The following is a 26,143-nucleotide window of genomic DNA, read 5'->3' on the forward strand; positions in this document are numbered from 1 at the left end:
TTTTTCAAGTAAAACAATAATTAAAAAATAAATACTAATAATAAAAAGCAATTTTCGTTAAACTTTTAGGAGTAACCGATTCAGAGCTTAATGCTATATAATAAAAAAATCACCGTAAAAGAATTAGCCAAAAATATAACTAATATAACAAATTATAATAAAAATTCTTTATTCTAATTAATTATAAATTCTCTCAGCTATTGTTTTATTATTTTCTCTTTTTAGCTGAACTTTATAAATTTTATCCGAAGAATATTTGAAATCCTCTCTGTAATGAGCCCCTCTGCTCTCATCTCTTTCAAGCATACTTAAAGCAATCATCTTAACACTTTCAAGAATCAAATAAATTTCTATAGAACCATCTTTAATATTTTCTTTTATACTGTAATTGCTTCTAATCTCATAAATATTTCTTAAAAAAATTTCTATTTTTTCTTTGCTTCTCACAACTGATAAATTTTCACTTACTAATTCTCTTATTTTATCAAGTACTTCATTTTTTGTAAGCGTATTTTCTTTATCATCTTTTGAAATATCATCTATCCAATCATTAAACTCTTTTTCTATACTATTTAATTTTTTATTATTATGAAATTTATTATTTTTAATATATTTATAAGCATCTTTAACAGCATTGTTTCCAAATACCAAAGCTCCGCCCACAGAATTTCCGCCTAGCCTATTAGCCCCTTCTATACCAGATGATAATTCTCCAATAGCATAAAGTCCATTAACACCGGTAAATCCATTGCTGTCTATTTTTATGCCTCCATTACAGCTATGAGCAAAATGGGTTATTAAAGTTTCATCTTTAAGTAAATCAATATTCATTTCTTTCTTAAGCCAATCCAAATAAACAGTATAAAATTCTTCTTTGTCTTTATACAAATCTTCAGAATATTTTAATTTTACTCCGCTGTAAGGTATTTTTAAATCTATTTCACTGCTTTCAAAATCTATGCTGAAAGGAGCATAAGCACTTCTTTCAATCCATAATTTTTTATTGTTATCATTGTTTATTCCGTCAAAAATTAATTTATTATCTTCATCATACATGCCAATACAATATTTTAAAGTATGCTCTCCAAACAAAACATTATATTTAGGTTTTAAATATGCAGGTATAAATTGAATAAACTCCATATTTTGTGCATAAGCTCCAGCATCTAATGCAGTTATATGACAAGTACCATTAATTTTTTTGGGATACAAGCTATTTTTATAATTTCCTGCAATTCCTCCTGCAGCTAAAATTATCACTTTAGATTTTATAAAGAAAAATTTATCTTTATTTTGAAATATAGCTCCATAAACTTTATCATTATTTTTTATGATTCTTATTAAAGAACTTCCTTCAAATATTTTAAGTCTTTTATTTTTTCTGAAAATTTTATTAGCTCTTTTTCTAGCCCCATTCCAATCATTAATCAAAAAAATATTTCTTGAGTATTTAGCAAAACAAGCAGGTCTTGAATCTTTTCTAAGCCAAGGTTTAAAACCGATTCTTTTTAGAAGATAAACATCTCTTTTAATATTCTTAATATAAGTTTTTATAAGCTCTGGATTTTCAACACCTTTACCCATATTAGTTATATCTTCATAATATTTATCATAATCATTTTCATCTTTTGTTGCCTGTATGCCTAATGTAGCCTTTAAAGGAAAATAAGAAGCTCCAAAACAAATCTTAGAAGAATCAGCAATGCATACTCTTTTAAAAACTTTCAATGCTCTTTCAGCAGCAATAAGTCCAGCTATTCCTCCGCCTACAATCAATACATCACAATAAAATTCTTTGTTTATATTCATATTATCACTCTTAGATAATTTTTATAATTGAATATACTAAAAATTTTTAAGTTTGTCAATTTTTTGTTGTTCTTTTTCCCACCGCACGCCACAGGCGGACTTCGTCAAAGAACCAAAAAGTGCAAGGATAAAATTAGTACTAAATAATACTAAAGTTGTCTTACATATAAGATAATTTATTAAATTAAAAAATTATTTTGAAAAAATATAGTTGTTTGGTATATATTAACATTTCATTATATCATTACAATATTAGAATAATTTTATAAAATAATCATTCTGTAAGTAATATATCAGCACTTCTATTTTTATATAATGCAAAAGATACTATCAAAGTAGCTATCTCGCTTATAGGCAGAACCAAAACCAAACCTATAAATCCGAAAATATTTGGAAGAGTTAATACCAATACAACAGGAAGAATCATACTCCTTAAAGCAGCAACAATTGCAGAAGCCCCAGCCTTTTGAACTGAAGTATAATATGCACTCATTATGATATTTATTCCAACCCCTATGAATGTAGGTATAGAGGTTCTTACAAAAAATAAAGCATCATCAAAAGTTTGATTATCAACATCTTTTAAAAGCGTATTAACAAGAAGACTAGGATTAATTAAAAGTATAATAGAACTTAATACCGATATAAAAGTAATTAAAAATACAGATATCTTTAAAAAATCTTTCATTCTGTTTTTATTTTTAGCACCATAAGAAACACTTACTAAAGGCTCTAATGCCTCGCCTATTGAATATGCAAGCATTATAAAAAACATTATTGCATAATTAGCAACTGAATATACTAGTATGCCTCTGTTTCCTGAAATATTATATGCTGTTATATTAAAAAGCCAAGGAATGAGTCCTGATGAAAAATTGCTTAAAAACTCAGAAAATCCATTAAATGCAGCTTTTAGTATATATATCCAGCCTCCATAAATTTTTATTATCTTTAATCTGCAATTAGGTTTGAAGAAATATAATAATCCCATTAAAAAAGCTATCATCTGAGATATTGCGGTAGCCCAAGCAGCTCCGGCAATTCCAAAATTAAAAACTATAATAAAAAGAGGATCTAAAACCATATTAGCTAAAGATGATACTATAAACATTGCAGAAGCAAATTTAGGGGAACCATTAAGCCTTACAAACTGACTTAAAACATAAGCCATTCCCCAAAAAAATGTTGCAAATAGTACACCCTCTACATAATCCAATGATAATTCATAAACCTCACCATGGGCACCAAAAAAAGGAAGAAGACTTTCCCTAAATATATACGCTATAATCAAAGGAAAACTAGCTATAGTAAGAACTACAATCAAAGTTTGAGTAAATATTAAATTGGCACGTCTTATATTATTCTCACCTATACATTTTCCGGCAAGAGCAACAGAACCTATAGTAAGCATTACATAAATACCGAAAGACAAAGCAGTTATAGGCCATACTATATTTATTGCAGTAAAAGCCTCTGCCGATATAAAATGTGCTACAAAAAAACCGTCTACAAATACGGCAGCACTTCCCATTATCATACCTAATATGCTGGGTATTGCAAATTTTGAAAATAAATTAATACTGCTGTTTTCTATTAAAGTTTTATTATTAAGTTCCATTAATTATTCCTTTAAAATAAAAAGAAAAAATATTATAAGGATTATAAAAACATATACTAAAGAAAATTATTAAGATATAAAATAAACAACAAATTATTAATAGTATGTTTTTTGACTAAATATATTATATTCATATTATTATTTTATGTCAAGCTGATAATATATAATACTATATTTATAATTAATTAATAATAATATATAATAATTCTATATTATTAAAGGAAATCAAAATGGAAACAATAAAATATAATGAAAAATATATTAAAGAAGTTATGAATATATGGAATGATACTATAAAAGAAGGTATATATTTTCCACAAATAGAAACATTAAACAATGAAGAAGAAGCTCATAAATATTTCAGCTCACAAGACTATACAGGAATTTCTATATACAATGAAAAAGTTCTAGGAGTGTATATACTTCATCCAAATAATATAGGAAGATGCGGACATATATCAAATGCCTCCTATGCTGTAAGTAAAGAATATAGAGGAAGAGGAATTGGAGAAATATTGGTAAGAGATTCTATTAAACAGGCAGCTAAATTAGGATATAAAATACTTCAATTTAATGCTGTAGTAATATCAAATACAAATGCTCATAAATTATATGAAAAAATCGGATTTAATAAAATAGGCATTGTAAAAAATGGATATATGAATAAAAACAATGAATATAAAGATATTGTACTCTATTATATAGATTTGTAATTAAATATTATTAATGATATAAAAAAACAAGGATAATAATTATTAATTACTATCCTTGTTTATAATTTTCAATTAAATAGTCTTACGCTTTTTTTAAAGGTACAGGAAGGCTTTTTACTGAATTTACTTTTTCATCAGTAATAGCTTTAGTAGGACATTTAGCTATACTTTCATTTGTAACAGCATAATCCTCATAATTAACTATAGCAAGATAATTATCAACTTTCATACCGCCTTCTTTAGTATTTTTAACACATATATTACAACCTATACATGCTTTGTCGCAAGCTTTTTTAGCAATAGGACCTTTATCTTTAGATTTACAGTAAACATGTATATCTTGAGAAACAGGGTGAATTTCGATAAGTTTCTGAGGACAAGCTTTAACACAAGCACTGCAAGAAACACATTTATCTTCAACTATAACAGGCATTCCTGTTTCTTCATCTTTAATAATTGCACCAAAATCGCAAGCTTTCATACAATCATAAAAGCCAACACATCCATAAGAACATTCTTTATTTCCGCCAGCCATAACAGCAGAAACACAAGTAGGAGCACCTTTATAAACTCTATTAGATTTAGCTATTCCATTATGTCCATGGCAGAAAATATATGCTCTTGTTCTTTCTTTTTGTTCAGGAGCTACTTTACCTAAAAAATCAGCAACTTTAGAAGCAGTATTAGCACCTCCTACAGAACAGCCGTCTACAGGAGCTTTATCATCAACTAAAGCCTTAGCAAACTGAGCACAACCTGGGAAACCGCATCCTCCGCAGTTAGCACCTGGAAGCATTTCAGTAAGTGTTGTAACTCTTTCATCAACTTCAACTTTGAAAATTTTTGAAGAAAATATCAATAAAACAGCCAATATCAAAGCAATTAAGCCTGAAGATATTGAAGCTACTAAAACAGATGTCATCATTTTTATTATCCTTATTAAATACTTCTAACACTTAATAATCATATTTTTATTATTCCGGAAAAACCATAGAAAATAAGTGCAAGTATACCTGCTGTAATGAAAGGCATAGCAGGTCCTTTAAAAGCTTCCGGTATATCTGCAGTCATCAAACGTTCTCTTATACTAGCCATTATAACTAAAGCTAATGTAAAACCAACGCCTGCACCTAAAGCAAATACTATGTTCTGTATAAAATTGTATTTATATAAAACACCGAATAAAGCTAATCCCAATACGCAGCAGTTAGTAGTAATTAATGGAAGGAAAATACCTAAAGCCAAATATAAACTTTCACTAGTCTTTCTTACTACCATCTCAACAAACTGCACTAAAGCTGCAATTACTATGATGAAAAGTATAGTTTGTAAAAATTCGATTTTAAAAGGAACTAATATATAATACTGTATCATCCAGCTAACAGCAGCAGTTAAAACTAATACGAAAGTAACAGCAATACCCATACTAATTGCTGAATCTAACTTATTGGATACACCTAAGAACGGACATATACCCAAAAATTTAGTTAAAACGAAATTATTAACTAAAACAGTAGCTATAAATAATAAAATTAAATTAACCATTAGCTTTTCCTCCTCTAGCATCTATAGCTCTTTTAATTGCAATTAATGTTCCTAAAGTAAAGAACGCACCAGGAGCCATAATCATAACAACCCAAGGAGTAGTAATTTCATTATATGCATTCAAAGCGAAAGGCATAGCAGACTCAAAGAAACCTCTTAAAGTACCTACTATATCAAAACCTAGCCAAGTACCATTACCCAAAACTTCTCTAATAGAAGCAAGTAATGTTAAAGCAATAAAGAAACCTACGCCATTACCTAAAGCATCAAAAATACTAGGTATAATACCATTTTTATTAGCAAAAGCCTCTGCTCTTCCCAATATAATACAGTTTACAACTATAAGCGGTATATATGGACCTAATGCCAAAGATAATGTATAAAACTTAGCTTTCATAACAATGTCTGTCAAAGTAACGAAAGCTGCTATAACCACTATGTATCCCATGATTCTAACTTCATTAGCATAAATCTTCTTAATAAGAGATATTAAAGCAGACGAGCAAACCAAAACGAATATAGTAGCTACTGACATACCTATAGCATTCATTACGCTGCTTGTAACTGCTAAGCTAGGACACATACCAAGAACCTGAACGAAGGTAGGATTATTTTTCCAAACACCTTCCATAAATACTTGAGAATTTTTCATAATAATTTAACCTTGATTTAATTAAGATTACACTTAATAATTCTACCATAAATTATAATTTTTTCAAGTGAAATTATGATTTACAGCGTTTTAATTATTATTTTAACATACATAAAATTATGTACTATACTCATATTTTATTATATATATATTACTGCTTATTGTCATTTTTTATCTTAAAGAAGGACATAGCATCTTCTAATTTGATGGATAATTCCTCTAATTCTTCAGAAATTTCGCTTACATCTTCTGCTAATTTAGTGTTATTTTTAGAACTATCTTCTATATTTATGATATGAGAATTAATAGAATCTATACCATCTTTTTGTAATTTTAAAGCACTGCTGAAGCTGGAAAGCAAAGAATATGCTTTTTCTATTTTTCCTTTCATATCATTAAATAATTCTTTAGACTGATTAGTAGATTTTGCTGCAAGTTCTATACGTTTTTGACTTTCTTCGATAAGAGAAGATATATCTTTAACCGATCCGGATGTACTTTGAGCTAAATTTCTAACTTCATTTGCTACAACAGAAAAACCTCTTCCATTTTCTCCGGCACGCGCCGCTTCAACAGAGGCATTCAAAGCTAATATATTTGTTTGAAATGCAATATTTTCTATAACATTTGTAATATCTTTTATTTTATTACTAGCCTCACTAACAGAATTAGCATTATCAGCGGCCTCTGTAATACTGCTGTCTGCCATATCTATAGAATTATTGGCTTCTTTCATTATATCAATAAGTTCATTGGCATAATTAGTAGTTTCTAATACAGAATTTCCTATATTATTAGTTATACTTGAAGTTTCCTGCATTTTATAAGAATTGCTCTCTGTTTCCGCATGAAGCTTACTATTTTTTGATGATATCTCGCCGGCTTTATCCTTGGCATCAACGGCTATACTATTAGCTACCTTAACGGCCTCTATTAATGCAGCTTTCATATTATAAAAACTACACATTAAACTGCCTATTTCATCTTTTCTAACATTGCATGAAATATTAGTATTATTATTGTCTATATATCCTTTAGATATATTATCAGCCTCATTTACAACCATATTTAAAGGTAAAATTATAGATCTTGCTATCAATTTACCAATACAACAAATTATAACAGACATAATTACAGCTATAATTATAACTATCTTTGTAAGTTTGTTTTTATCACCATAAATTTCATTCTGACTATAGCTCACTATTAAATACCAAGGAGTATTATTTATAGGATTAAATAATGCTATTTCAGATACATTATCATCATCTACATATTCCAAAATACCTTCTTTAGTATCCAATACATATTGAAAGAATTTATCCTCTTTTTCTCTTATAGTTTCAGGTTTTCTTTCATAAGCTGATGTGCCTATTATATTACTTTCATAGATGTATAATTTATTAGTATCATTATGGGCTATTATATTTCTATTTTTATCTATTATCATTATAGAGCCTGTTTCCCCCAATTGACTAGGCATAATGTAATCTGCTATAAATTTCATCCAATTAATAGAACTATTTAAAACTCCTACAACCCTTCCATTTTCATCTTTAACACCTTTCCATATAACACATATAGCATTAAGAGGATTAGCCGAAGAAGGCTGAATTAAATCTCTTCCCGCAAAATCGAATCCTGTATCTCTGAATCTAATCCAATCCGGAGAATCTTTACCATAATTTATATGAAGTAATTTTCCGCCTATAGAATCAAGTATTATGTTAGCATTAAAATTAACAAGGGAATAATTATAAAAAACTTGAGTATCAGCAACCTCTCTCGTAAATTCTTTCAATGATTCTTCTGCTGCCAATTTATTCTCTTCGGTGGGATTAACAAGATATCTTGATAGATTAGGGTCTTTAGAATATAAATCCATAACTAATCTTTTTTCAGTAAGATACAAATCTATCATATCTGAATATGATTTTGCCGCAACTCTTAATCCCTTTATAGCAGTATCTTCTATAGAATTGGAACTTATTATTGTAATTATTAATACAATAATTGACATACATAATATAAACATAATAGAAATTATAAAAGGTATCCTAAAAGAAAGATTATTTATTCTCATAATAATAAAACCATGCTAAAAAAAATTTAGATATTTTTCAAAAAACTAATTAATTTTTATATGCTATAATATAATCGAAAAATGGAAAAAAATCAAATTCCAAATTTAAATAATTTAATTATAATACATAAACAACACTATCAGTAATAACTTATATACAAAATAGATACTTAACGTAAATAAAAATCACAAATAATAAATTAAAATTAAAATTTGATTACTTAAATATGTAATTCAGAAAAATAATATAAAATTTTAAGAAAGAATTTGTAAACATACAGGTTTAGAATGAAAGTATATTTAAAACTTATTTACATACCCCACCCCATAAACTTTAAAATCTATTTAGAATAGTAAAATGCATTATCTTTTTATATATCAACTTAGAAAAAGCACACCCACCCAAATTTTATTTAAATTAACAATTTCCACACCGCACGCAGAGTAAGGCTATAAATATATGCTAATTATCAATTCTAATTTTTATTATATTTGAAATTTTACTAACCGTGCGTAGATAGCATTTTTTAATTTAAAAAATCTAGGGTGGGCAGCTATAATCTCTAAATAAAACATTAAAAAAATTGTAAGTAAAAATGTTAAAATATATGACAAACCTAAAGGGCGGGGAATGAGAAAAAATTAAAAAACTTATTTACTGTATTTTTTGAATATGCTTTCCATTTCATCATTGCAAACTATCATCAACTCTATATCTTTACTTATAGATAGATCTGCCCCATTTTTTAATAGAAGCTCAAATATGTAGGCATTTTTCTTTTGGGCGGCTATAACTAATGCAGTATTTCCTTCAGGGTCTGTAATATTAATATCAGCATTATTTTTTATAAAGAATTCGGCAAGTTTCATATGGTTTTTCTTAATAGCAACCATTAGAGGAGTATATCCATATTTTCCTCTTTTATTAATATCTGCATTATTATCCAATAACATTTTTGCAATTTTTCTCTTTTCAACAAGAGTTAAAGGCGTATCTCCAAAATCATCTTGAAAGTTAACATCTATTCCTTTTGATATATATTTAGCTACCTTATTGATTTCTCCATCTGAAACAAAATCAAGAAATCTAGAATTTCTCTTATATTCTTTATCATGATAGATTGTAAAAATGTCAAACATATCATAATTTTCATTTCTGCTAACATAATATAAGACTCTTCTTCCATAAGCATCTCTTGCAAATACATCAGCTTTATTTTTTATTAAAATTTTTACTATATTAATATGATTATGCATAGCAGCAAGAATTAAAGCATTAAAACCAGATTTACTTTGAATATTGATATCAGCATTATTTTCTATTAATAAATTTAATATTTTTTCAGCATTATAAGAAGCAGCATACATTAAAGGTGTAATGCCATCATTATCAATAGCATTTACATCAGCCCCTCTTTTTATAAACTCTAAAGCTATATCAAAATTATTATCATTATTAGAAATATATTCTAAAGCGGTATTATTTGAACAACTTTTGAAATTAACATCAGCATTATGTTCTAATAATATTTTTATTATTTCTTTATAATGATTACGTGAAGCTAAAAGCAATGCATTAAATCCGTCTGTCCCATATATGGTATTATTAATGTCAACTCCTTCAGAAATATATTGCAAAACATCATGTATTTTATTTTCAATAACTGCATATAAAAATTTTATTTCTTTAGACGAAGCATCTAGTATCAATTTTCCTATTTTCTCTTTATAATGATTTTGATTGTATGCCATATCTAATGCAGTTTCTCCATATTTATTTTTTAATGTTAAATCAGGATTATACTTTAAAAGAAGCTCAACCATTTTCACATTACTTTCATATACAGCATACATTAAAGGAGTTTCTTTTCTGTGATCTGACAAATTAACATCAGCATTATGCTCTAACAATATTTTTACCATATCATAAGAATCATAATCACAGGCAATTATCAAAGGAGTTTTATCCAATTTATTTTGTACATTTGGACTTGCATTATATTCAAGTAAAGTTTTAAGCATATCAATATTTCTGCCTTCACATGCATATAATAAGGCAGTATTTTTTTCATTATTACTTATTTCTGTATCAGCATTATGCTCTAATAAAGCTCTTACAAAATCAATTTTTCTAGAATAAGAAGCATATATTAATGCTGTAGAACCTTTATTGTCCTTTGCATTTATATCTGCTCCATACTCTAATAATATTTTTATTATTTCTGTACTAGGTTTATCATTTTTTATAAAGGCAGAATATATTAAAGCTGTTTCTCCTTTTTGATTTTTATAATTAGGGTCATAGCCATTTTCAAGTAATATTCTTACTATTTCAGCATAATTTTGACTGCAGGCTATCATCAATGCAGTTAAATGATTATTTTCTAATTTAGTCTCTATATACATATCTGCTTTGTGTTTAAGAAGAATTTTTACCACATCTGCTCTGCCATAAATACATGCATATATCAAAGCTGTATAATTATCTTTGTTAGTTATATCTACAGAGGCATTATATTCTAATAAAAGTTTTACTATATCAGTATTTCCTTTATAAGAGGCAATCATTAAAGGAGTATATCCATCTTTATTCTTAAAATCAATTTCAATATCTTTTTTTTCAATAACATTTTTATTATTTTCATGCTCAATTAATATTTTTGCTATTCCAAATACATCTATATTTATATAATTATTTTTATCCAATAAATATTTTATTTGCTGAATATCTCCATCTTCTACAGCATTGAAAAATTCAATTTTTTCTTTATTTGTAAACATCATAAACCTCTAATATATATTACCTCACTATAGTATAGTAAAATTAATAATTTTAGTCAATTCAATTAAAAATATAATAAACATAATATATTTAATTAAAGCTTGGGTGGACATCTATAATTTCTTAATAAAGCATCAAAAAAAATTTATCAAAAATCTCAAAGCAGATAAAAGATATAAATGGCGGGGAATTAAAATAGATTTAAAACCTATTTACACACCCCACTCTTTTATCTTTATTACTTTATTTTTTAATCATAACTTTTATTTGTTTTATAAATAAATTAGAAAAAGCATCCCCGCCCAAGTTTTTATTATAAATATAAATTTATTAAGCGCACGGTGAATACATCATTAAAGAGGGAATAAATAAAAAAATATAATTTTTTATTTACATAGTAATACTCTGGATGCGTAATTAAAATAAATTTATAATAGATAATATATATAAGAAGCTAAGTTATTTTAGATTAACATAATAGTATTAACATAATATTAGGGTATATTTTTTTATAAAACTGAAGAAAAAAATTTTTATTTAACTAAAAAAAAATTAATAATTAAAAAGCGATAACCGATAATAAATGTGTGTTCAGGGAAGAATACATACAAATAATTCATGGAGGAACCATATGGTTATCAACAATAATATAAGTGCTATAAACGCACAACGCACTTTAAAATTCCGCCAAGTAGATCTTAAAAAAGATTCTGCTATGATTTCTAGCGGTATGAGAATCAATCAAGCTGGAGATGATGCTTCTGGTTTAGCAGTTTCTGAGAAAATGAGAACTCAGATTCGTGGTTTACGTATGGCTGAAAGAAATACTCAAGACGGTATATCTTTCATTCAAACTACTGAAGGATACTTAGAAGAAACTACTAACATTCTTCAAAGAATTCGTGAATTAGCTATACAAGCTGCTAACGGTATCTATACTGACGAAGATAGACTTTATGTACAAATCGAAGTTTCTCAGTTAGTAGACGAAATCGACAGAGTTGCTTCACAAGCTCAATTCAACAAACTTAACATGTTAACAGGAAGATTCGCTAGATCTACAGGTGAAAACACTCCTACAGCTTCTATGTGGTTACACATCGGTGCTAATATGGACGAAAGAAAACGTGTTTATATCGGTACTATGAACAGCCAAGCTCTTGGACTTAAAAACCCAGTAGGACCTGCTGTTACAGCTACATTTATCAGTGTTTCTAGCCCAGCTAAAGCTAACTCTGTTATCGGTATGGTAGACGAAGCTCTTCTTAAAGTATTAAAACAAAGATCTGACTTAGGTGCTTATCAGAACAGATTAGAAATGACAGCTCAAGGCTTAATGGTTGGATTCGAAAATATGCAGGCTTCTGAAAGCAGAATTCGTGATACAGATATGGCTGAAGCATCAGTTAAACTTGCTAAAGATCAAATTCTTAACCAAGCTAACTTGTCTATGCTTGCTCAAGCTAATCAGTTACCACAAGGTGCTCTTAGATTATTACAATAATTAATATTCAATTAGTTTTGTAATATTAACCATATTATAAAGGGGGACATTCTTAATTGAATGCCTCCCCTTTTTATTTTTAAACTTCTTATAAAATTTCAATAATAATATTAATCATATATTTATTACCATATTAAACTGCTTTGATATCTCACGTTTTATGGCACTTAAATACTGAGACACTGCCGACTGAGTTACATTAAGCATTTTGGCTAATTCCTCCTGACTTTTTCCTTCTGAAAATAATTTCATTATCATTTTTTGTTTAGGCGTAAGTATGGCTATTATTAAATTTGAAACTCTGCTGTACTCACTCTCTGTCAAAGCATTTGCATATAGTATATTATCTAAATCATCATTCGTTAATATACTTTCTCTGCTGTCAGTTCTATCAGAGTTAATTTTCCTAGTACCTAAACTCTTATTAATTTCTTTCAAAACATCATTACAAAGTTTTTTACAAGTATCATATTTAGAACATAAATGACACATTATATCAATACTCCTTTAAAATATATAATATTCTCTCTAAAACTTCTGGTTTATAATTGCTTATATCAATATCATCTAATTTGCTTATTGCATTATTAATATCAACACGCATTATAACCCATTCCTCCCAATTAGTTTTTTTGTTATAAAAATAATCATCCTCCTTTATATTATCTAATATGTTTTTTATAAGTTTTTTGTAATAGATTCTGTTTTGAAATTTTCTCATTAACTTCCCCTTTATACAGTATATCTAAATACTGTATAAATATCTTATATATCCAAAACGAATTTATTTCAACCAATTATAGTATATATTTGTATATTATATTAACATATTATAAGATTATAATATAAATACTATACATTTTATACGAAAAATATAAAATTTATTTGCATTCTTAAAAATAAATAGATAATTATATGATTTTATCTATATAAGAATAAGCTTTTAATTTAATAATATAATTATAAAATAGAATAAAATAATAAGACAATATAAATAAAAAAGCCTGCAAAATTATATACTGCAAGCCAAATATTTTATAAATCAATAAAAATTTTAATTAGCTGATTGAGAATAAATAGCAGCATTTTTTACCTGCCTGTCTTCCAAAAATAATAATATCAGCTATTGTATTTCCACCAAGTCTATTAGCACCATGTATACCGCATGTAACCTCTCATGCTACATAAAGTCCTCTTTCTTTAGCACTTAAATCAGGATTTATACCAGATTATCGATACATGTTTGTAATAATATTTTTATATTGAATATTATTTATATAACTCAAAGTACATCTAGAAAAAATAAAATTTAAAAAACTATTTACATACCCCGCCCTCTATACTTTTTTATATAAATTTGAATTTTTAATTTTATTTATATTTGATACTTACATAGAAAAAGCATGCCCGCCCAAGCTTTATTTAAATTTAAGACTTTGCACAAAAAAAGGAAGCAGATATTCCTGCTTCCTTATAGATTTCAATTTTCTAATCGATATTAAGAGTCAAGAAAATCTTTTAACTCTTTTTTCTTAGACTGAGCTCTTAATCTTCTTATAGCTTTTGCCTCTATCTGACGAATACGTTCTCTAGTAACCTTGAATACATATCCAACCTCTTCAAGAGTATGAGAATAACCATCAACAAGCCCAAAACGCATTCTGATAACTTTCTGTTCTCTGTCCGGCAAACTGTCAAGTATAGAATCGATTTGCTTTCTTAAAATTTTGAAAGTAGTAATATTCTGAGGACTTTCAAATTCTTTATCTTCTATAAGTTCACCTAAGATAGTATCCTCTTCATCGCCTATAGGAGCATTCAAAGATACAGGGTCTTTAGCAACATTTCTTACGCTTTTTACCCTACTTTCAGGCCAGCTTAATGCTTTTGCAATCTCCTGAATAGAAGGCTCTCTTCCATGCTGCTGCATATACTGTCTTAATACCCTCTGAACTTTATTAATCTGCTCTATCATATGAACAGGAACCCTTATAGTTCTAGCCTGATCGCTTATAGAACGAGTAATTGCCTGACGAATCCACCAAGTAGCATATGTAGAAAATTTATATCCTTTTTTATATTCAAATTTATCTACAGCCTTGATAAGCCCTATATTTCCTTCCTGAACTAAATCGAAGAAATGAAGACCTCTATTAACATACTTTTTGGCTATAGCAATAACAAGTCTTAAATTAGCCTTAACAATATGATCTTTAGCCTGAGCAATTTTTCTTCTTGATGAGTCTATTTTACGCACCCATTCTACCAAAGTTTCTTTATCAATACGAACTTCATCATAAATATCAGCCATACGAACCTGTGCTTTATGGAAGCTAGTTATAACAGCCTCTATAGCTTCAGGAGTAATATTAAACTCATCTACAAGTCTTATATATATGTCCTTGTTTCCAGATTCTATCTCTTTATAATAATTTTCAAAATCTGATATTTCTTTATAGTATCTTTTTTTAAGCTTTTCAAAATACTCTTCTATCTGATTTATTCTGTGTAAATAGAACTTTAACTTTTCAGCTATTCTGTCTATTTCCATTCTGTTTAATCTTACTTTGCTTAAAAGTTTAACTATACTGTCTTTAACTTCCTCTTGTTCTTTAGTAAGAGCTTTTATTGTTTTTTGAGTAGTAATCTTTTTTATTCTCTTATCCAAAGATAAATATTTTTCAGCTAATGCTACATACTCTTTTTCAAAGTTTTTATATTTTCTTTCTAATTTTCTTTTTTCCTGAGTAGAAACATTATATATTCTAGGAGGTTCTAGTATTTCATGTATAGAAACTTTACCTATCTGTACATTTTTGATTGTATTTAATACTTCCCCTACTACAAGATGAGTATTTAATATTATATTTTCAATTTCAGATTCTCCGGATTCAATCTTCTTTGAATAATCTACCTCATCATCATGAGTAAGCAGACTAACCTTTCCAATTTCTTTAAGATAAAGTCTTATAGGATCATCATTATTTCCAACTTTATCTTCTACATGTATAAATTTAGCAGCATCATCAATTTTATTTTGGTTTTTAGAAAGGCTTTCAAACTCTCTTTTGTCTTCAACGATAACAATTTTTCTTGCAGCTAATAATTGAAAAAGTATATCCATTACATCAGTATCCATATTATCAATGGCACCGTTGATCTCTTTAAATGTAAGATATTTATTAGTATTTCCTTTTTCAAGTAATTTTCTAATCTTTTCATTATTTTTAATCAAAAGATCGCAATCTTCTTCTGTCATCATAAATCACTTCCTTGATGTAATTTTTCTTTTTGCTTATTAAGTAAACTAATTTTACGTGCTGCTTCATAAATATTATCTAAATTATCCAAATTTATATTATTTTGTAATTCTTTTTTTTCGGAGTCTATGCAGCCGCTTTTAATTTTAATAATAAGCTCCTCCAATTTTTCATATATATTTTCACTATATAGTTTCTTCTTGCTTAAAATCTGATTAGCTATATACTCATTACCTAATATATTAAGAGCATCTTCAACACTTGCTTCTTTATTAAGAGTTAAGAGCCTTATATAAAATTCTCTTGTTATATCTTTCTTAATAAGATCAACACTAATTTCTCTTTCAGCCTCTTTAATTAAAGAAGGATTCAAAGCAAGTAAATATATCAAACTATTTTCATAGTGAAATTTATTATCTATATTTTTTACTTTTTTATCATATTTTATACCGGAAGCATACTGATTTGCATTATATGTATTTAAATAGTCTTTGTTAAAAGCTTCCCTATCAACATTAAGTTTAGAAGCTACGTATGAAATTATCATCTGTTTCTCTGTTTCACTTTTCACAGCGTCTAAATATTTATAAAAACTATTAATAACATTTAATTTTTCTGCTATAGATAAAGAAGAAATATCTTTTTTTATTTCAGTATCTATAACAAAATCATACCAATTAAGTTTATTATTATACAATATATCAAACCGGCTTCTACCATAAACTGTAAAAAATTCATCTAAATCTTTAGTTTCTTGTATAGAAAGTATAGTAAGTTTTAAATCAAACTTCAACAGTGTAATTACAGCCATTTTAGCAGCTTTTATGCCTGCTTCATCGCTATCTAATGCTAATACTACATTTTTAGTGTATTTTTTTATCTCTTTTGCATGCTCTTCTGTGATTGCAGTACCTAAAGTGCCGACAACATTCTTTATACCCATTTTATGGCATGCTATAGTATCCATATAGCCTTCAACCAACATTATTTCATCTTGCTTCATTATGTATGATTTAGCAATATTTATACCATATAATGAAGATTTCTTTTTAAATATGAGGCTTTCTTTGGAATTTAAATATTTAGGTTCTTTACCGTCTATACTTCTGCCTCCGAAACCTACTATTTCCTCTCTTTCATTTATTATAGGAAACATTATTCTATTAACAAAAGTATCATAATAATGATTAGGATTATTCTTGCTTACGCTTACTAAACCTAATATATTCATATTATTTACTGTAATTTTGTTCTCGGCTAATGCATTCATTAAAGCATTCCAACTAGGAGGCGCATACCCTATTCTAAATTCTTTTATAATGCTGAATGGTATTTTCCTTGATTTTAAGTATTTTTCAGCATCTTTATAAAAATAATCACCATTTTTATCTTTTAAAAACAGGCTTTTTCCAAAAAAGTTGCATGCTATTCTGTTAATTCTTCTGCTTTCTAAATATATTTTATCTTTTTGGGTAGTTTTAGCAGAAAAGAAACCGCTTACATCAACTGAAAACCTATTGCCTAAATACTGTACAGCCTCTTTAAATGACTTGTTTTCTTTTTCTTTAAGATATGTAATAACATTGCCTTTAGCACCGCATGTAAAGCATTTATATATACCTTTAGCATCATCAACAGACATAGAAGGATTTGTTTCCTGTCCGTCTTTATGAAAAGGACATTGAACGGTATATTGACTTCCGCCTCTATGTATTACTTTATATCTATCCCTTAATATATCAATAAGAGATACTCTAGACAATAGATTATTTAATTTTTCAATAAATAAATTATCCACAATAAATAAGCTCAAACATTAAATATCCGTATATTAATCGGATATAAAAATATTAAAAATTACAATTATCCCCATAAATAAATATCCATAAATATAAAAATATTTTAAAAAAAGTCAAGTATTTTTAATGATTATTGATAAAAATAATATGATTCAAAATCAATTTATTTTATATATTTATCACTTGACAAAATTCTGTTTTTTATTATTATAGTGTGAATATGTTTTGCGGAGACTTATCGTGTTTAGTTATTTTCAAAAAAGTCAGAGAAGAAGAAGGATCTTAAATAACATAAAATCAAGAAGGATTATAATAGATAAATTTAATATTCCATTGGGTATAGTACCTAGCGAATATGTTTACCCTATAGAGGGTACAAAAATAGAATTAAAAAATACTGATAACGGAGATATGTATTCATACAAAATATCCGTTTCAGCTGAAAAAATATTTTCATTATATATGAAATTATTAAAATTATTTCCATCTTATGGAACTATGATCATAGAAAGAATTAGCGAAGATGTAAACAGAGATTTCGATGTTCTTATGAGTGATCCGGATGTTTCATTAAATGAGATAAGGAAAGTATTTAAAAGATATAATGAATTATGGGTTGAGTGCGGATTTGTAGGATTCGGTGTAATAGATGAACTTACAGAGTTTGAAATATTTATTAATTTAGATAAAGAAATAGAAATAAACACTTCATATAAAAATATGAAAAAAATTAATCGTATACTACATTCATATAAACTTCTTAATGATAAAGTTTCTTTTATAAGCGACTATGAGCATATGCATTATTCCCTATCATCTATAGTTGCAGATGAAGGCTGCTCTGAAGCAGATGAATATGTTTTTGATTATTATGATATTATAAATAATCTTAAATCTACTTATGGGTTTACAACTATTAATTTAAATGACAATAATAATATAATAAAAACGCCGAAATGGTGGAATGTTACAGTTAAGGGTTTGGGTAAATGTCAGAAGAGAACTTTTATATCTACATATTACATAGTGGCAAATACAATAGAAGAAATGGAAACTCTAATAGATGAAAAAATGAACAATATGAATGTTGATTATTATTATATATACGATTTCTATAATGTTGATCCTAATGATTATAATTATGAAAGCGTAAATGTATCTAATATTCATAATATATCTTTTGAGAAAGCACCTTTTGGTATATGGGGACAATCTGATGTATTTATATGCAAAGCTAAAAATATAGCTTCGTATTATATTAATAAGAATTATGCAAGAACATACTGATTACAATTTCAAAAATGCTTTAAAAATAAAAGAACATATTAAATATCAATTTAAATATTGTCCTTACTGCGGTGAAAAAGATTCTTTTATTTTTAACGATATAAAAATTTTTCAATGCTCAAAATGTAAAAGAACTTATTTTACGAATCCTGCATCTGCTGTAGGAGTTGTTATAGAAACTCCAAATGGAATAGTATTTGTAGAAAGAAAATTTGAACCTAAAAAGGGATATATAGATATGCCTGGGGGTTTTTGCGAGCCTTATGAAAGAGCTGAAGATAGTGCTGTCAGAGAAGTTTTTGAAGAAACTAATATAAAATTAAATAAAGTAAATTTTCTTATTAGCGGATATAATGAATATATATATGATGGTATAATGTATATTACAACAGATATATTCTTTTATTCAAATCTAGATTATATCCCAGAGACAGCTGCAAATGATGATGCTTCAAAAGTTCTTTTTATAAAAAGAGAAAATATTGATTTAGAAAAAATAGCTTTTGAATCTGCAAAAGAAGCTCTTTCTTATTATATAAATAATTTTTAATTTTTTTTATTAACAATAAGATTTAAATATTTTGATTATGACGAATAATAAAAAACAAATTATAGAAATAATATTAGCTTCTTTAAGTGCTGTTTTAATAGCAGGATTTATTAGAATATTTTTCTTTGATACTTATATTGTTACTAATAAATCTATGGAGCCTACATTTTTTGAGGGTGATCAAATACTTCTTTTAAAAAAGAATTTTATCTTTAATAGAGTTAAAAATTTCGATGTTATAGTATTCAATTATAATGATACAAATCTTGTTAAAAGAGTTATAGGAATAGAAGGCGATAAAGTAGAAATAAGAGACGGCGGACTTTATTTAAATGATGAACTAATAGAACATAAATATTATATATTTTCAAATGAAGATAACGGACTTTATATTTTAGGAAATAATCAGTATTTTGTTTTGGGTGATAATATAAAGGTTAGCGAGGACAGCAGGTATTTTGGTCTTATAGATGAAGAAGATATAAAAGGACAAGTTATACTTATATTTAGCCCCAAAAAAAGATTTCAGCTATTTAATAATATTTTTCATCATAATGATAATAATATTTCTGAATAAATTTATTATACAAATATCACCTGAACTAAAAACATATAAATTACAGTACCTGCCCCTATACTTATAAGTACATTTCTTTTTATTATATGCAAAACTACTATAACTGCTATAGATATTAATTCAGGTATGGCATAAGGAAATTTTATAATATTAATATCTTTAAGACAATACACTACAAGAAGTGCTATCATAGAATAAGGAAGTACTTTACCTAGAAACTGAACATATTTATTTTCAGATAATGATTTATTTATTATAAGAAAAGGAAGAAACCTAAGAAAAGCAGTTCCAATTACAATCATCAAAGCAGTTATTAACATTTCTGTATTATTCATATATTTTTCCATCTTCATTATTATTATATTTATAAACTATGCTTATAGATATAAAAATTAACACCATAGCAAGTATTATAAATATATTAGTTTTAAATATTAAAATCGGTATTGAGCATAAAAGCCCAATCAAAGCACCTCTATGATCCTTACTTTCAAGCCATTGTTCTGTAAATATCACAACGAATAAAGCAGTTAAAACAAAATCAAGCCCTTTAGTATTGAAAGTTATAAAAGAGCCTATTAAACAGCCTAATAATGTACCTATATTCCAATACATATGATTTATGAAAGACACAAAGAAAAGAAATGCATTTTTATTTATATTTTCTGGTATATCGGCAGAGCATAGTATTGAAAAAGTTTCATCGCTTAGAGCAAACATCAAATAAGGCTTTATAATTCCTGTATTTTGAAATTTTGACACAAGAGATATTCCATAAAACCCTACTCTTGAATTAACTATTAATGTAAGTATAAAAGCGTATAGAGGATTAAAAGGTGCTAAAAATAAATAATTAATAGCCGTATACTGCATGCTTCCGCAATAGGCAAATAAACTTAAAAAAACAGCAAGCCAAGTATCAAGCCCTTTAGCTTTCATAAGTACTCCATAAGCCATACCCAAAAATATATACCCTACAAGAACAGGTATAGTATAAGGAAATGCATATTTTAATGCTGAAATCAAATCATGTTTTTTAGTATTCATATTATAACTTTGATTTTATATTCTTTACTTTGTTTTCATCAGTATATTTAATGCTAAACTCAGGAGGTCTTAAAGCAGCACCCATAAATACATTTTCATTTCTGTATTCCATTAAACTATTAACTGTTTTATTTGATGTCATATGATATTCATTAGCTTTTACATTGTCTTTTATATATTCAATATTTCTTTCATTTATTCCGCTTCCTGGCATTATTATTATTTTATCATTGTATTTTTCAACCAATTCTTTTAATTTTATTATGCCACTCATAACATTAGCCTCGCCTCCGGAAGTGAGTATTCTCTCAAAACCAAGCGATATAATATCTTCGCATGCTTCATTTAAATCACGGCTTACATCTATTGCCCTATGAAAAGTAGCCTTACTGCTTCCCCATAAATCTAATAATTTAGAACATCTTTCTTTATCAACCCTGCCCTCTTTTGTAAGTATGCCGAATACTATTCCATCAATTTTTAATTCTTTCATGAGTTTTATTTCTTTTTTCATTATTTCAAATTCAATATCATCATAGCAAAAATCTCCGCCCCTAGGACGAACCATTGCATATATTGCAGCATTTACTTTTTCTCTTGCTAATTCTAAAACGCCATAACTAGGAGTAGTGCCTCCCTCAAACATATTGCCGCAAAGCTCAAGTCTGTCAGCTCCGCCTTTTTCAGCATTTATGCAAGACTGAACAGAATCAACACATATTTCTATTTTTGTATTCATAATAATGCCTTTTATAAATTAATTAAAACATATAGATTATACTAGAAATTTGCCAATTGTCAAAATATACTATATAATACCCGCCTCATCTATTTATAATAAGGACTAGGTTTATGAAAAAATTATTTATAATGTTACTGCTCAATATAATGTACATATCTGCTTTTGCCGACACCATCAATATAACGAAGCATTTATTTTTTACTCTTGAAGGAAGCATTGATAAATACCCTATTACAATAAATATACATATTGAAAATCCTGATAATATTACAGAAAATAAGAAGTCTTATATAGACGGATATTATAAATACAATAATTTTAATACTCCAATACCTATAAACGGAGAAATGGATAAAAATACTATTAAATTTACTGCCTTTGATTATGATAATTCTAATAAAAAAGAAGAATTCAGCTTTAAAATAAATAATAGTCAGTTAAATAATATTATTAATTTAGGAAACGGAAAAAAGAGTATTGATTTAAAAGGAAGCTGGAAAAATAATAATAAAAAATTAAGCTGTAATATAGATACTATAAAACCTTTAGGGGATAAAATACATACTGTTTATGATATATCTGTTTCTAAAGAATATAAAGATAATACTTATGGTTTATCTGCACTTTATATAGAAAATTTAAAATCATCTATATATGAAGGTGAAATCATAAACAAAATAAACAATACCAATGAAATGATTAAAAAGATTAATGATGATATTGCTAAAGTAAATCTTAATGAAGAAGAAATTTTTCACGAAGTTAATTTTTATAATTTTTATAACAAATTTTTTAATGATAATATTTTATGTTTTACAAGCAGTACAGAATACTATTATGGAGGAGCATATCCTGATACTGCAATATCACATTTGACATTAGATATTAATAAATTAGAAACAAAAATATTAACTTTATCAGATTTCGTAAATGACAGCGATAAATTTAGAAAAACTTTGCAAAGCGAAATTGATAAACATTATAAAGAAATTGGAGAAGATGATTTTACTATTGATGTAATAAATAAATCTGATAGTTTTTATGCTGAAACTTTAATGTCAAGAAATGTTGCAATTAACAGATATTCTGACGGCATCAGTTTGCATATAAGGTTTGAGCTTCCTCATGTTGTTAGAGCACTTGATGATTTTGAAATATCTTTTGAAAAATTAAAACCTTATTTAAAAAAGAATATTTATTAATTATTTACCGCTTTAATAATAAATAATCAAAACTTTACTTTTATAGTTATTTTTTGTATAATAAAATTATATGAAAGATTTAGACAAATTAAAACAAATATTAAATGAACCAGTTACCATTGAAAATTTAAATAGAATTAATGATTATTTTGTACGCTATTTATTTTCACATGAAGGCAATGAAAATATAGCTTTAAATTTCATTAATGCCGTATTTAAAGATTTAAACTTTGAAATTTTTAATAAAATAGAAATACTTAATCCTTTCAATATTGCAGAAAATTATGATGAAAAAGAAAGTATTGTTGATATCAAGGCTACTACAGAAACAGGTATAACTGTTTTAATAGAAATACAATCTAAAGGAAATGAGGATTTTATAAAAAGAGCTTTATATTATTGGGCTTATAATTATAGTTCTAGTTTAAATAGAGGTTCTTTTTATGATGAGTTAAAACCTGCTGTAAGTATTAATATTACAAATTTCGTTTTAACTGATGAGGATAAAGTACATAGCTGTTATATATTAAAAGAATTAAATAACAATAAAATTCTAACTGATCATTGTCAGCTTCACTTTGTTGAACTTCCTAAATTCAATTTAAAAAATATTTCTGCAATAGAAAATTTAGATAATATACATAAAGAATTCATTTCTTGGGTAAAATTTTTTAAGGGGGAAGACATGTCTATTTTAATGAAAGAAAATACTATATTTGAAGAAGTAGAAAAGAAATGCCGTATTTTTGTTAATGATAGTCCTGTAATGGATAAGTATAAAAAACGAGAAGTAGATACATATTTCTTTAATAAGAGTATGGAATTAGATATAAAAAAGGCTAAAGAAGAAGGTATTAAAGAAGGTATTAAAGAAAATCAAATTATAATAGCTAGAAATTTAAAAAAATCTGGTTTAGATATAAACTTCATAAGCGAAAACACAGGACTAAGTATAGAAGAAATAAAAAAATTATGAGTGTATAATAAATTAGCAGAATGCGTACAAGTCATTTGCCAGACATAAACATAAAATAATTTTTATAAATCAAAAAACATTTAAATTATAAAAGAGCTTTTATATATAAAAAATCATATATAAAAGCTCTTAATTTTTTATTCTTTTTTTAATAATTCGGCTACTATCTCATCAAGTTCTTCAGGCTTTACTCTAGGATCATAGCGTCCAACTATATTTCCTTGCCTGTCTATTAAAAACTTACCGAAATTCCATCTTATTTTATCAACGCCTTCTTCAGTAGGCTTTTCTGTTCTTAAATAAGTAAATAAAGGATCAGCATTCTTGCTATTAACTTTAACTTTGTCAAATAGCTTGAAAGTAATGCCGTATTTCTCCTTTCTAAACTCAGCAATTTCTTCAATAGGTTCTTTAGCCTGTCCGCCGAATTGATTACAAGGGAAGTCTAATATTTCAAAACCTTCCTTTTTGTATTTTTTGTATAAATCCTGCAACGCAGAATATTGTTTTGTGAATCCTCATTTAGTAGCAGTATTAATTATAAGTAATACCTTTCCCTCATACTTTTTTAATTTAACATCTTTACCTTCAGCATCTTTCACTGTGTAATCATATATGCTCATCTTATCCTCCGTTTATAATAATATTTTATGGAAAATAAAAAGGCATAGTACATTAATTAAATATTAATTACCATGCCTTATATATTTCAATTATAACTTAATCAAAAATTATAAAAGAGCTTTAGCAGCATTTAAAGCAGCATCATAATCTGGTTCATTAGTGATTTCAGGAACATACTGAACATATTTAACAACATTGTCTTTGTCAAGTACGAATACAGCACGAGTAAGAAGCTGTAATTCTTTTAATAAAGTACCAAATTTTCTTCCGAAATCTTTTTGATTGTAGTCAGAAGCTACGATATGAGAATCAGCATTAGCAGCAGCACACCATCTAGCTTGAGCGAATGGTAAGTCAACTGATACTGTTACAACTGTTACTCCTTTAAGAGAAGCAGCTTCTTTATTAAATCTTTTAGTTTGTACATCACATACTGGTGTATCCAAAGATGGTACAGAAGAAATGATTTTTACTGTATCACCTGCATCTTTTAAAGACCATGGACTTAAATCTGTTTTTAATACTGTGAAATCTAAAGCTTTAGCTCCAACTGTTAATTGAGAACCTTCTAAATTTTGTGTTGCACCTTGAAATGTAACTGTCATATTTAACTCCTTAAACAATTATTTATTATGTTAAAATGAAAATAATTATTAATTTAATTATTTAAAGAAAATATATAATTATTAAAAAAAAAGTCAATAAAAAAATATTACAATTATATTCTTTTTGAGGATTCTAGTAATTTTAGTCTTATTAAAAATTCTTTATTGTATTTTATATTTATATCAATATCTTTTTTTGTGAAAGGATGAACAAAATGAATCTCCTTAGCTATTAAAGCAAAACCTTTCATTTTGTAAATATCAGCATTTTTTGAATATATTTTATCTCCTATAATAGGATGTCCAATATATGAAAGATGCACTCTTATTTGATGAGTTCTGCCTGTTAAAGGTTTTAATTCAAGCAAAGTATGTTCATTCAATCTTTTTAAAACCTTGTAATGAGTTATTGCTGATTCTCCGCCTTCTTTTATAGACAATGGAATTCTCCTATTAGGATTTTTTTTGTCAATACCTATGGATATATCTATTGTACCATTTTCTTTTTTTACTTTTCCATTAACTATAGCATGATATACTTTATTAATGGTTTTATTTTTAAATGCATCTTCAAAGTATTTTTTTGTTTCTTCATCTCTTGCAAGAATAACTATTCCTGAAGTAAATTTATCTATTCTATGAACTAAATATAAATTATCAATATGACTATATTCTTTTTTTATAATATTGATTAAATTATCATCAACTTCAATTCCTGCTTCTTTATCAATAGCGATAAAATAATTATCTTCATAAATAATTTTCATT

The 26,143-nt window shown here is 26.8% G+C and carries 24 protein-coding genes; 7 read left to right on the forward strand and 17 right to left on the reverse strand.

Annotation, left to right across the window (positions count from 1 at the left end; all coding sequences use genetic code 11):
• Nucleotides 1–177: 177 nt before the first annotated feature.
• Complete coding sequence (locus tag BHYOB78_RS09240; protein ID WP_020063930.1) at nt 178–1,809, reverse strand: FAD-binding protein; 1,632 nt, start codon at nt 1,807–1,809, stop codon at nt 178–180.
• Nucleotides 1,810–2,083: 274 nt separating this feature from the next.
• On the reverse strand, nt 2,084–3,427 hold the full coding sequence (locus BHYOB78_RS09245) for an MATE family efflux transporter (protein WP_012670506.1): 1,344 nt from the start codon (nt 3,425–3,427) through the stop codon (nt 2,084–2,086).
• Between the two features lie 230 nt (nt 3,428–3,657).
• Between BHYOB78_RS09245 and BHYOB78_RS09250 the strand changes: the two genes are divergently transcribed.
• Nucleotides 3,658–4,140, forward strand: a complete 483-nt coding sequence (locus BHYOB78_RS09250; RefSeq protein WP_020063931.1) for a GNAT family N-acetyltransferase — start codon at nt 3,658–3,660, stop codon at nt 4,138–4,140.
• Nucleotides 4,141–4,222: 82 nt separating this feature from the next.
• On the opposite strand, the gene BHYOB78_RS09255 is transcribed toward BHYOB78_RS09250, so the two are convergent.
• The 5 genes from BHYOB78_RS09255 to BHYOB78_RS09275 form a co-directional block, all read right to left on the reverse strand.
• Entirely contained in the window at nt 4,223–5,065 is an 843-nt protein-coding gene (locus BHYOB78_RS09255; protein WP_012670508.1) for an RnfABCDGE type electron transport complex subunit B, read from the reverse strand.
• 38 nt (nt 5,066–5,103) lie between these two features.
• Nucleotides 5,104–5,685, reverse strand: a complete 582-nt coding sequence (gene rsxA, locus BHYOB78_RS09260; RefSeq protein WP_012670509.1) for an electron transport complex subunit RsxA — start codon at nt 5,683–5,685, stop codon at nt 5,104–5,106.
• A complete protein-coding gene (gene rsxE / locus BHYOB78_RS09265; protein WP_012670510.1) occupies nt 5,678–6,337 on the reverse strand; it encodes an electron transport complex subunit RsxE in 660 nt (219 codons plus the stop codon). Before rsxE ends, rsxA begins: the two co-directional genes overlap by 8 nt.
• A 151-nt stretch (nt 6,338–6,488) precedes the next feature.
• Nucleotides 6,489–8,420 carry a methyl-accepting chemotaxis protein gene (locus BHYOB78_RS09270; RefSeq protein ID WP_020063932.1) on the reverse strand — a complete coding sequence of 644 codons (1,932 nt, stop codon included), beginning with the start codon at nt 8,418–8,420 and terminating at the stop codon, nt 6,489–6,491.
• 651 nt (nt 8,421–9,071) lie between these two features.
• Nucleotides 9,072–11,201: an ankyrin repeat domain-containing protein gene (locus BHYOB78_RS09275; RefSeq protein WP_028331287.1), complete on the reverse strand. Its 2,130-nt coding sequence runs from the start codon at nt 11,199–11,201 to the stop codon at nt 9,072–9,074.
• A 632-nt stretch (nt 11,202–11,833) separates the two neighbouring features.
• Here BHYOB78_RS09275 and BHYOB78_RS09280 point away from each other — a divergent pair.
• Nucleotides 11,834–12,706, forward strand: a complete 873-nt coding sequence (locus tag BHYOB78_RS09280) for a flagellin N-terminal helical domain-containing protein (RefSeq protein WP_020063934.1) — start codon at nt 11,834–11,836, stop codon at nt 12,704–12,706.
• Nucleotides 12,707–12,820: 114 nt separating this feature from the next.
• On the opposite strand, the gene BHYOB78_RS09285 is transcribed toward BHYOB78_RS09280, so the two are convergent.
• From BHYOB78_RS09285 to dnaG, 4 genes are all read right to left on the reverse strand, one after another.
• Nucleotides 12,821–13,198 (reverse strand): helix-turn-helix domain-containing protein, encoded by a 378-nt coding sequence (locus BHYOB78_RS09285; RefSeq protein ID WP_028331288.1) that lies wholly within the window; start codon nt 13,196–13,198, stop codon nt 12,821–12,823.
• A gap of 4 nt (nt 13,199–13,202) precedes the next feature.
• On the reverse strand, nt 13,203–13,427 hold the full coding sequence (locus BHYOB78_RS09290; RefSeq protein ID WP_012670516.1) for a hypothetical protein: 225 nt from the start codon (nt 13,425–13,427) through the stop codon (nt 13,203–13,205).
• Nucleotides 13,428–14,204: 777 nt separating this feature from the next.
• Nucleotides 14,205–15,968, reverse strand: a complete 1,764-nt coding sequence (rpoD, locus tag BHYOB78_RS09295) for an RNA polymerase sigma factor RpoD (protein WP_012670517.1) — start codon at nt 15,966–15,968, stop codon at nt 14,205–14,207.
• Entirely contained in the window at nt 15,965–17,764 is a 1,800-nt protein-coding gene (gene dnaG / locus BHYOB78_RS09300) for a DNA primase (protein WP_012670518.1), read from the reverse strand. Before dnaG ends, rpoD begins: the two co-directional genes overlap by 4 nt.
• Nucleotides 17,765–18,005: 241 nt before the next feature.
• On the opposite strand from dnaG, the gene BHYOB78_RS09305 reads away from it, so the two are divergent.
• From BHYOB78_RS09305 to lepB, 3 genes are read left to right on the forward strand one after another with little or no spacing between them, the layout of a single operon-like run.
• Nucleotides 18,006–19,052 (forward strand): hypothetical protein, encoded by a 1,047-nt coding sequence (locus BHYOB78_RS09305; protein WP_020063936.1) that lies wholly within the window; start codon nt 18,006–18,008, stop codon nt 19,050–19,052.
• Nucleotides 19,036–19,602 (forward strand): NUDIX domain-containing protein, encoded by a 567-nt coding sequence (locus BHYOB78_RS09310; protein ID WP_012670520.1) that lies wholly within the window; start codon nt 19,036–19,038, stop codon nt 19,600–19,602. The genes BHYOB78_RS09305 and BHYOB78_RS09310 overlap by 17 nt, the downstream gene beginning before the upstream one ends.
• Before the next feature lie 37 nt (nt 19,603–19,639).
• Nucleotides 19,640–20,179, forward strand: a complete 540-nt coding sequence (gene lepB / locus BHYOB78_RS09315) for a signal peptidase I (protein WP_020063937.1) — start codon at nt 19,640–19,642, stop codon at nt 20,177–20,179.
• 5 nt (nt 20,180–20,184) lie between these two features.
• On the opposite strand, the gene BHYOB78_RS09320 is transcribed toward lepB, so the two are convergent.
• The 3 genes from BHYOB78_RS09320 to BHYOB78_RS09330 are packed head-to-tail and all read right to left on the reverse strand — an operon-like array spanning nt 20,185 to nt 21,965.
• Nucleotides 20,185–20,514 carry a branched-chain amino acid transporter permease gene (locus tag BHYOB78_RS09320; protein WP_020063938.1) on the reverse strand — a complete coding sequence of 110 codons (330 nt, stop codon included), beginning with the start codon at nt 20,512–20,514 and terminating at the stop codon, nt 20,185–20,187.
• Nucleotides 20,507–21,226: an AzlC family ABC transporter permease gene (locus tag BHYOB78_RS09325; RefSeq protein WP_020063939.1), complete on the reverse strand. Its 720-nt coding sequence runs from the start codon at nt 21,224–21,226 to the stop codon at nt 20,507–20,509. The genes BHYOB78_RS09320 and BHYOB78_RS09325 overlap by 8 nt, the downstream gene beginning before the upstream one ends.
• A 1-nt stretch (nt 21,227) precedes the next feature.
• A complete protein-coding gene (locus BHYOB78_RS09330; RefSeq protein ID WP_020063940.1) occupies nt 21,228–21,965 on the reverse strand; it encodes a copper homeostasis protein CutC in 738 nt (245 codons plus the stop codon).
• A 113-nt stretch (nt 21,966–22,078) separates the two neighbouring features.
• Between BHYOB78_RS09330 and BHYOB78_RS09335 the strand changes: the two genes are divergently transcribed.
• A complete protein-coding gene (locus tag BHYOB78_RS09335) occupies nt 22,079–23,170 on the forward strand; it encodes a hypothetical protein (protein WP_020063941.1) in 1,092 nt (363 codons plus the stop codon).
• A 70-nt stretch (nt 23,171–23,240) separates the two neighbouring features.
• Nucleotides 23,241–24,146, forward strand: coding sequence for an Rpn family recombination-promoting nuclease/putative transposase (locus BHYOB78_RS09340; protein WP_012670526.1), 906 nt, complete (start codon nt 23,241–23,243; stop codon nt 24,144–24,146).
• A 137-nt stretch (nt 24,147–24,283) separates the two neighbouring features.
• Here the strand turns inward: BHYOB78_RS09340 and BHYOB78_RS09345 are convergent, their stop codons facing one another.
• From BHYOB78_RS09345 to BHYOB78_RS09360, 3 genes are all read right to left on the reverse strand, one after another.
• Entirely contained in the window at nt 24,284–24,769 is a 486-nt protein-coding gene (locus BHYOB78_RS09345; RefSeq protein ID WP_080513319.1) for a glutathione peroxidase, read from the reverse strand.
• Between the two features lie 108 nt (nt 24,770–24,877).
• Nucleotides 24,878–25,375 carry a thiol peroxidase gene (gene tpx / locus BHYOB78_RS09355; protein WP_012670529.1) on the reverse strand — a complete coding sequence of 166 codons (498 nt, stop codon included), beginning with the start codon at nt 25,373–25,375 and terminating at the stop codon, nt 24,878–24,880.
• Between the two features lie 113 nt (nt 25,376–25,488).
• The gene (locus BHYOB78_RS09360) at nt 25,489–26,142 is read right to left on the reverse strand and encodes an RluA family pseudouridine synthase (protein WP_012670530.1); all 654 of its coding nucleotides are present in this window, start codon (nt 26,140–26,142) and stop codon (nt 25,489–25,491) included.
• Nucleotide 26,143 lies beyond the last annotated feature (1 nt).

Origin of the sequence: Brachyspira hyodysenteriae ATCC 27164 (genome assembly GCF_001676785.2) — a bacterium.
Taxonomy (GTDB): Bacteria; Spirochaetota; Brachyspiria; order Brachyspirales; family Brachyspiraceae; genus Brachyspira; species Brachyspira hyodysenteriae.

Coding starts and splice junctions, on each gene's coding strand:
- BHYOB78_RS09240 (WP_020063930.1), bottom strand. CDS start 1,809: ATGAATATAAACAAAGAATTTTATTGTGATGTATTGATTGTAGGCGGA.
- BHYOB78_RS09245 (WP_012670506.1), bottom strand. CDS start 3,427: ATGGAACTTAATAATAAAACTTTAATAGAAAACAGCAGTATTAATTTA.
- BHYOB78_RS09250 (WP_020063931.1), top strand. CDS start 3,658: ATGGAAACAATAAAATATAATGAAAAATATATTAAAGAAGTTATGAAT.
- BHYOB78_RS09255 (WP_012670508.1), bottom strand. CDS start 5,065: ATGATGACATCTGTTTTAGTAGCTTCAATATCTTCAGGCTTAATTGCT.
- rsxA (WP_012670509.1), bottom strand. CDS start 5,685: ATGGTTAATTTAATTTTATTATTTATAGCTACTGTTTTAGTTAATAAT.
- rsxE (WP_012670510.1), bottom strand. CDS start 6,337: ATGAAAAATTCTCAAGTATTTATGGAAGGTGTTTGGAAAAATAATCCT.
- BHYOB78_RS09270 (WP_020063932.1), bottom strand. CDS start 8,420: ATGAGAATAAATAATCTTTCTTTTAGGATACCTTTTATAATTTCTATT.
- BHYOB78_RS09275 (WP_028331287.1), bottom strand. CDS start 11,201: ATGTTTACAAATAAAGAAAAAATTGAATTTTTCAATGCTGTAGAAGAT.
- BHYOB78_RS09280 (WP_020063934.1), top strand. CDS start 11,834: ATGGTTATCAACAATAATATAAGTGCTATAAACGCACAACGCACTTTA.
- BHYOB78_RS09285 (WP_028331288.1), bottom strand. CDS start 13,198: ATGTGTCATTTATGTTCTAAATATGATACTTGTAAAAAACTTTGTAAT.
- BHYOB78_RS09290 (WP_012670516.1), bottom strand. CDS start 13,427: ATGAGAAAATTTCAAAACAGAATCTATTACAAAAAACTTATAAAAAAC.
- rpoD (WP_012670517.1), bottom strand. CDS start 15,968: ATGATGACAGAAGAAGATTGCGATCTTTTGATTAAAAATAATGAAAAG.
- BHYOB78_RS09310 (WP_012670520.1), top strand. CDS start 19,036: ATGCAAGAACATACTGATTACAATTTCAAAAATGCTTTAAAAATAAAA.
- lepB (WP_020063937.1), top strand. CDS start 19,640: ATGACGAATAATAAAAAACAAATTATAGAAATAATATTAGCTTCTTTA.
- BHYOB78_RS09320 (WP_020063938.1), bottom strand. CDS start 20,514: ATGAATAATACAGAAATGTTAATAACTGCTTTGATGATTGTAATTGGA.
- BHYOB78_RS09325 (WP_020063939.1), bottom strand. CDS start 21,226: ATGAATACTAAAAAACATGATTTGATTTCAGCATTAAAATATGCATTT.
- BHYOB78_RS09330 (WP_020063940.1), bottom strand. CDS start 21,965: ATGAATACAAAAATAGAAATATGTGTTGATTCTGTTCAGTCTTGCATA.
- BHYOB78_RS09335 (WP_020063941.1), top strand. CDS start 22,079: ATGAAAAAATTATTTATAATGTTACTGCTCAATATAATGTACATATCT.
- BHYOB78_RS09340 (WP_012670526.1), top strand. CDS start 23,241: ATGAAAGATTTAGACAAATTAAAACAAATATTAAATGAACCAGTTACC.
- tpx (WP_012670529.1), bottom strand. CDS start 25,375: ATGACAGTTACATTTCAAGGTGCAACACAAAATTTAGAAGGTTCTCAA.
- BHYOB78_RS09360 (WP_012670530.1), bottom strand. CDS start 26,142: ATGAAAATTATTTATGAAGATAATTATTTTATCGCTATTGATAAAGAA.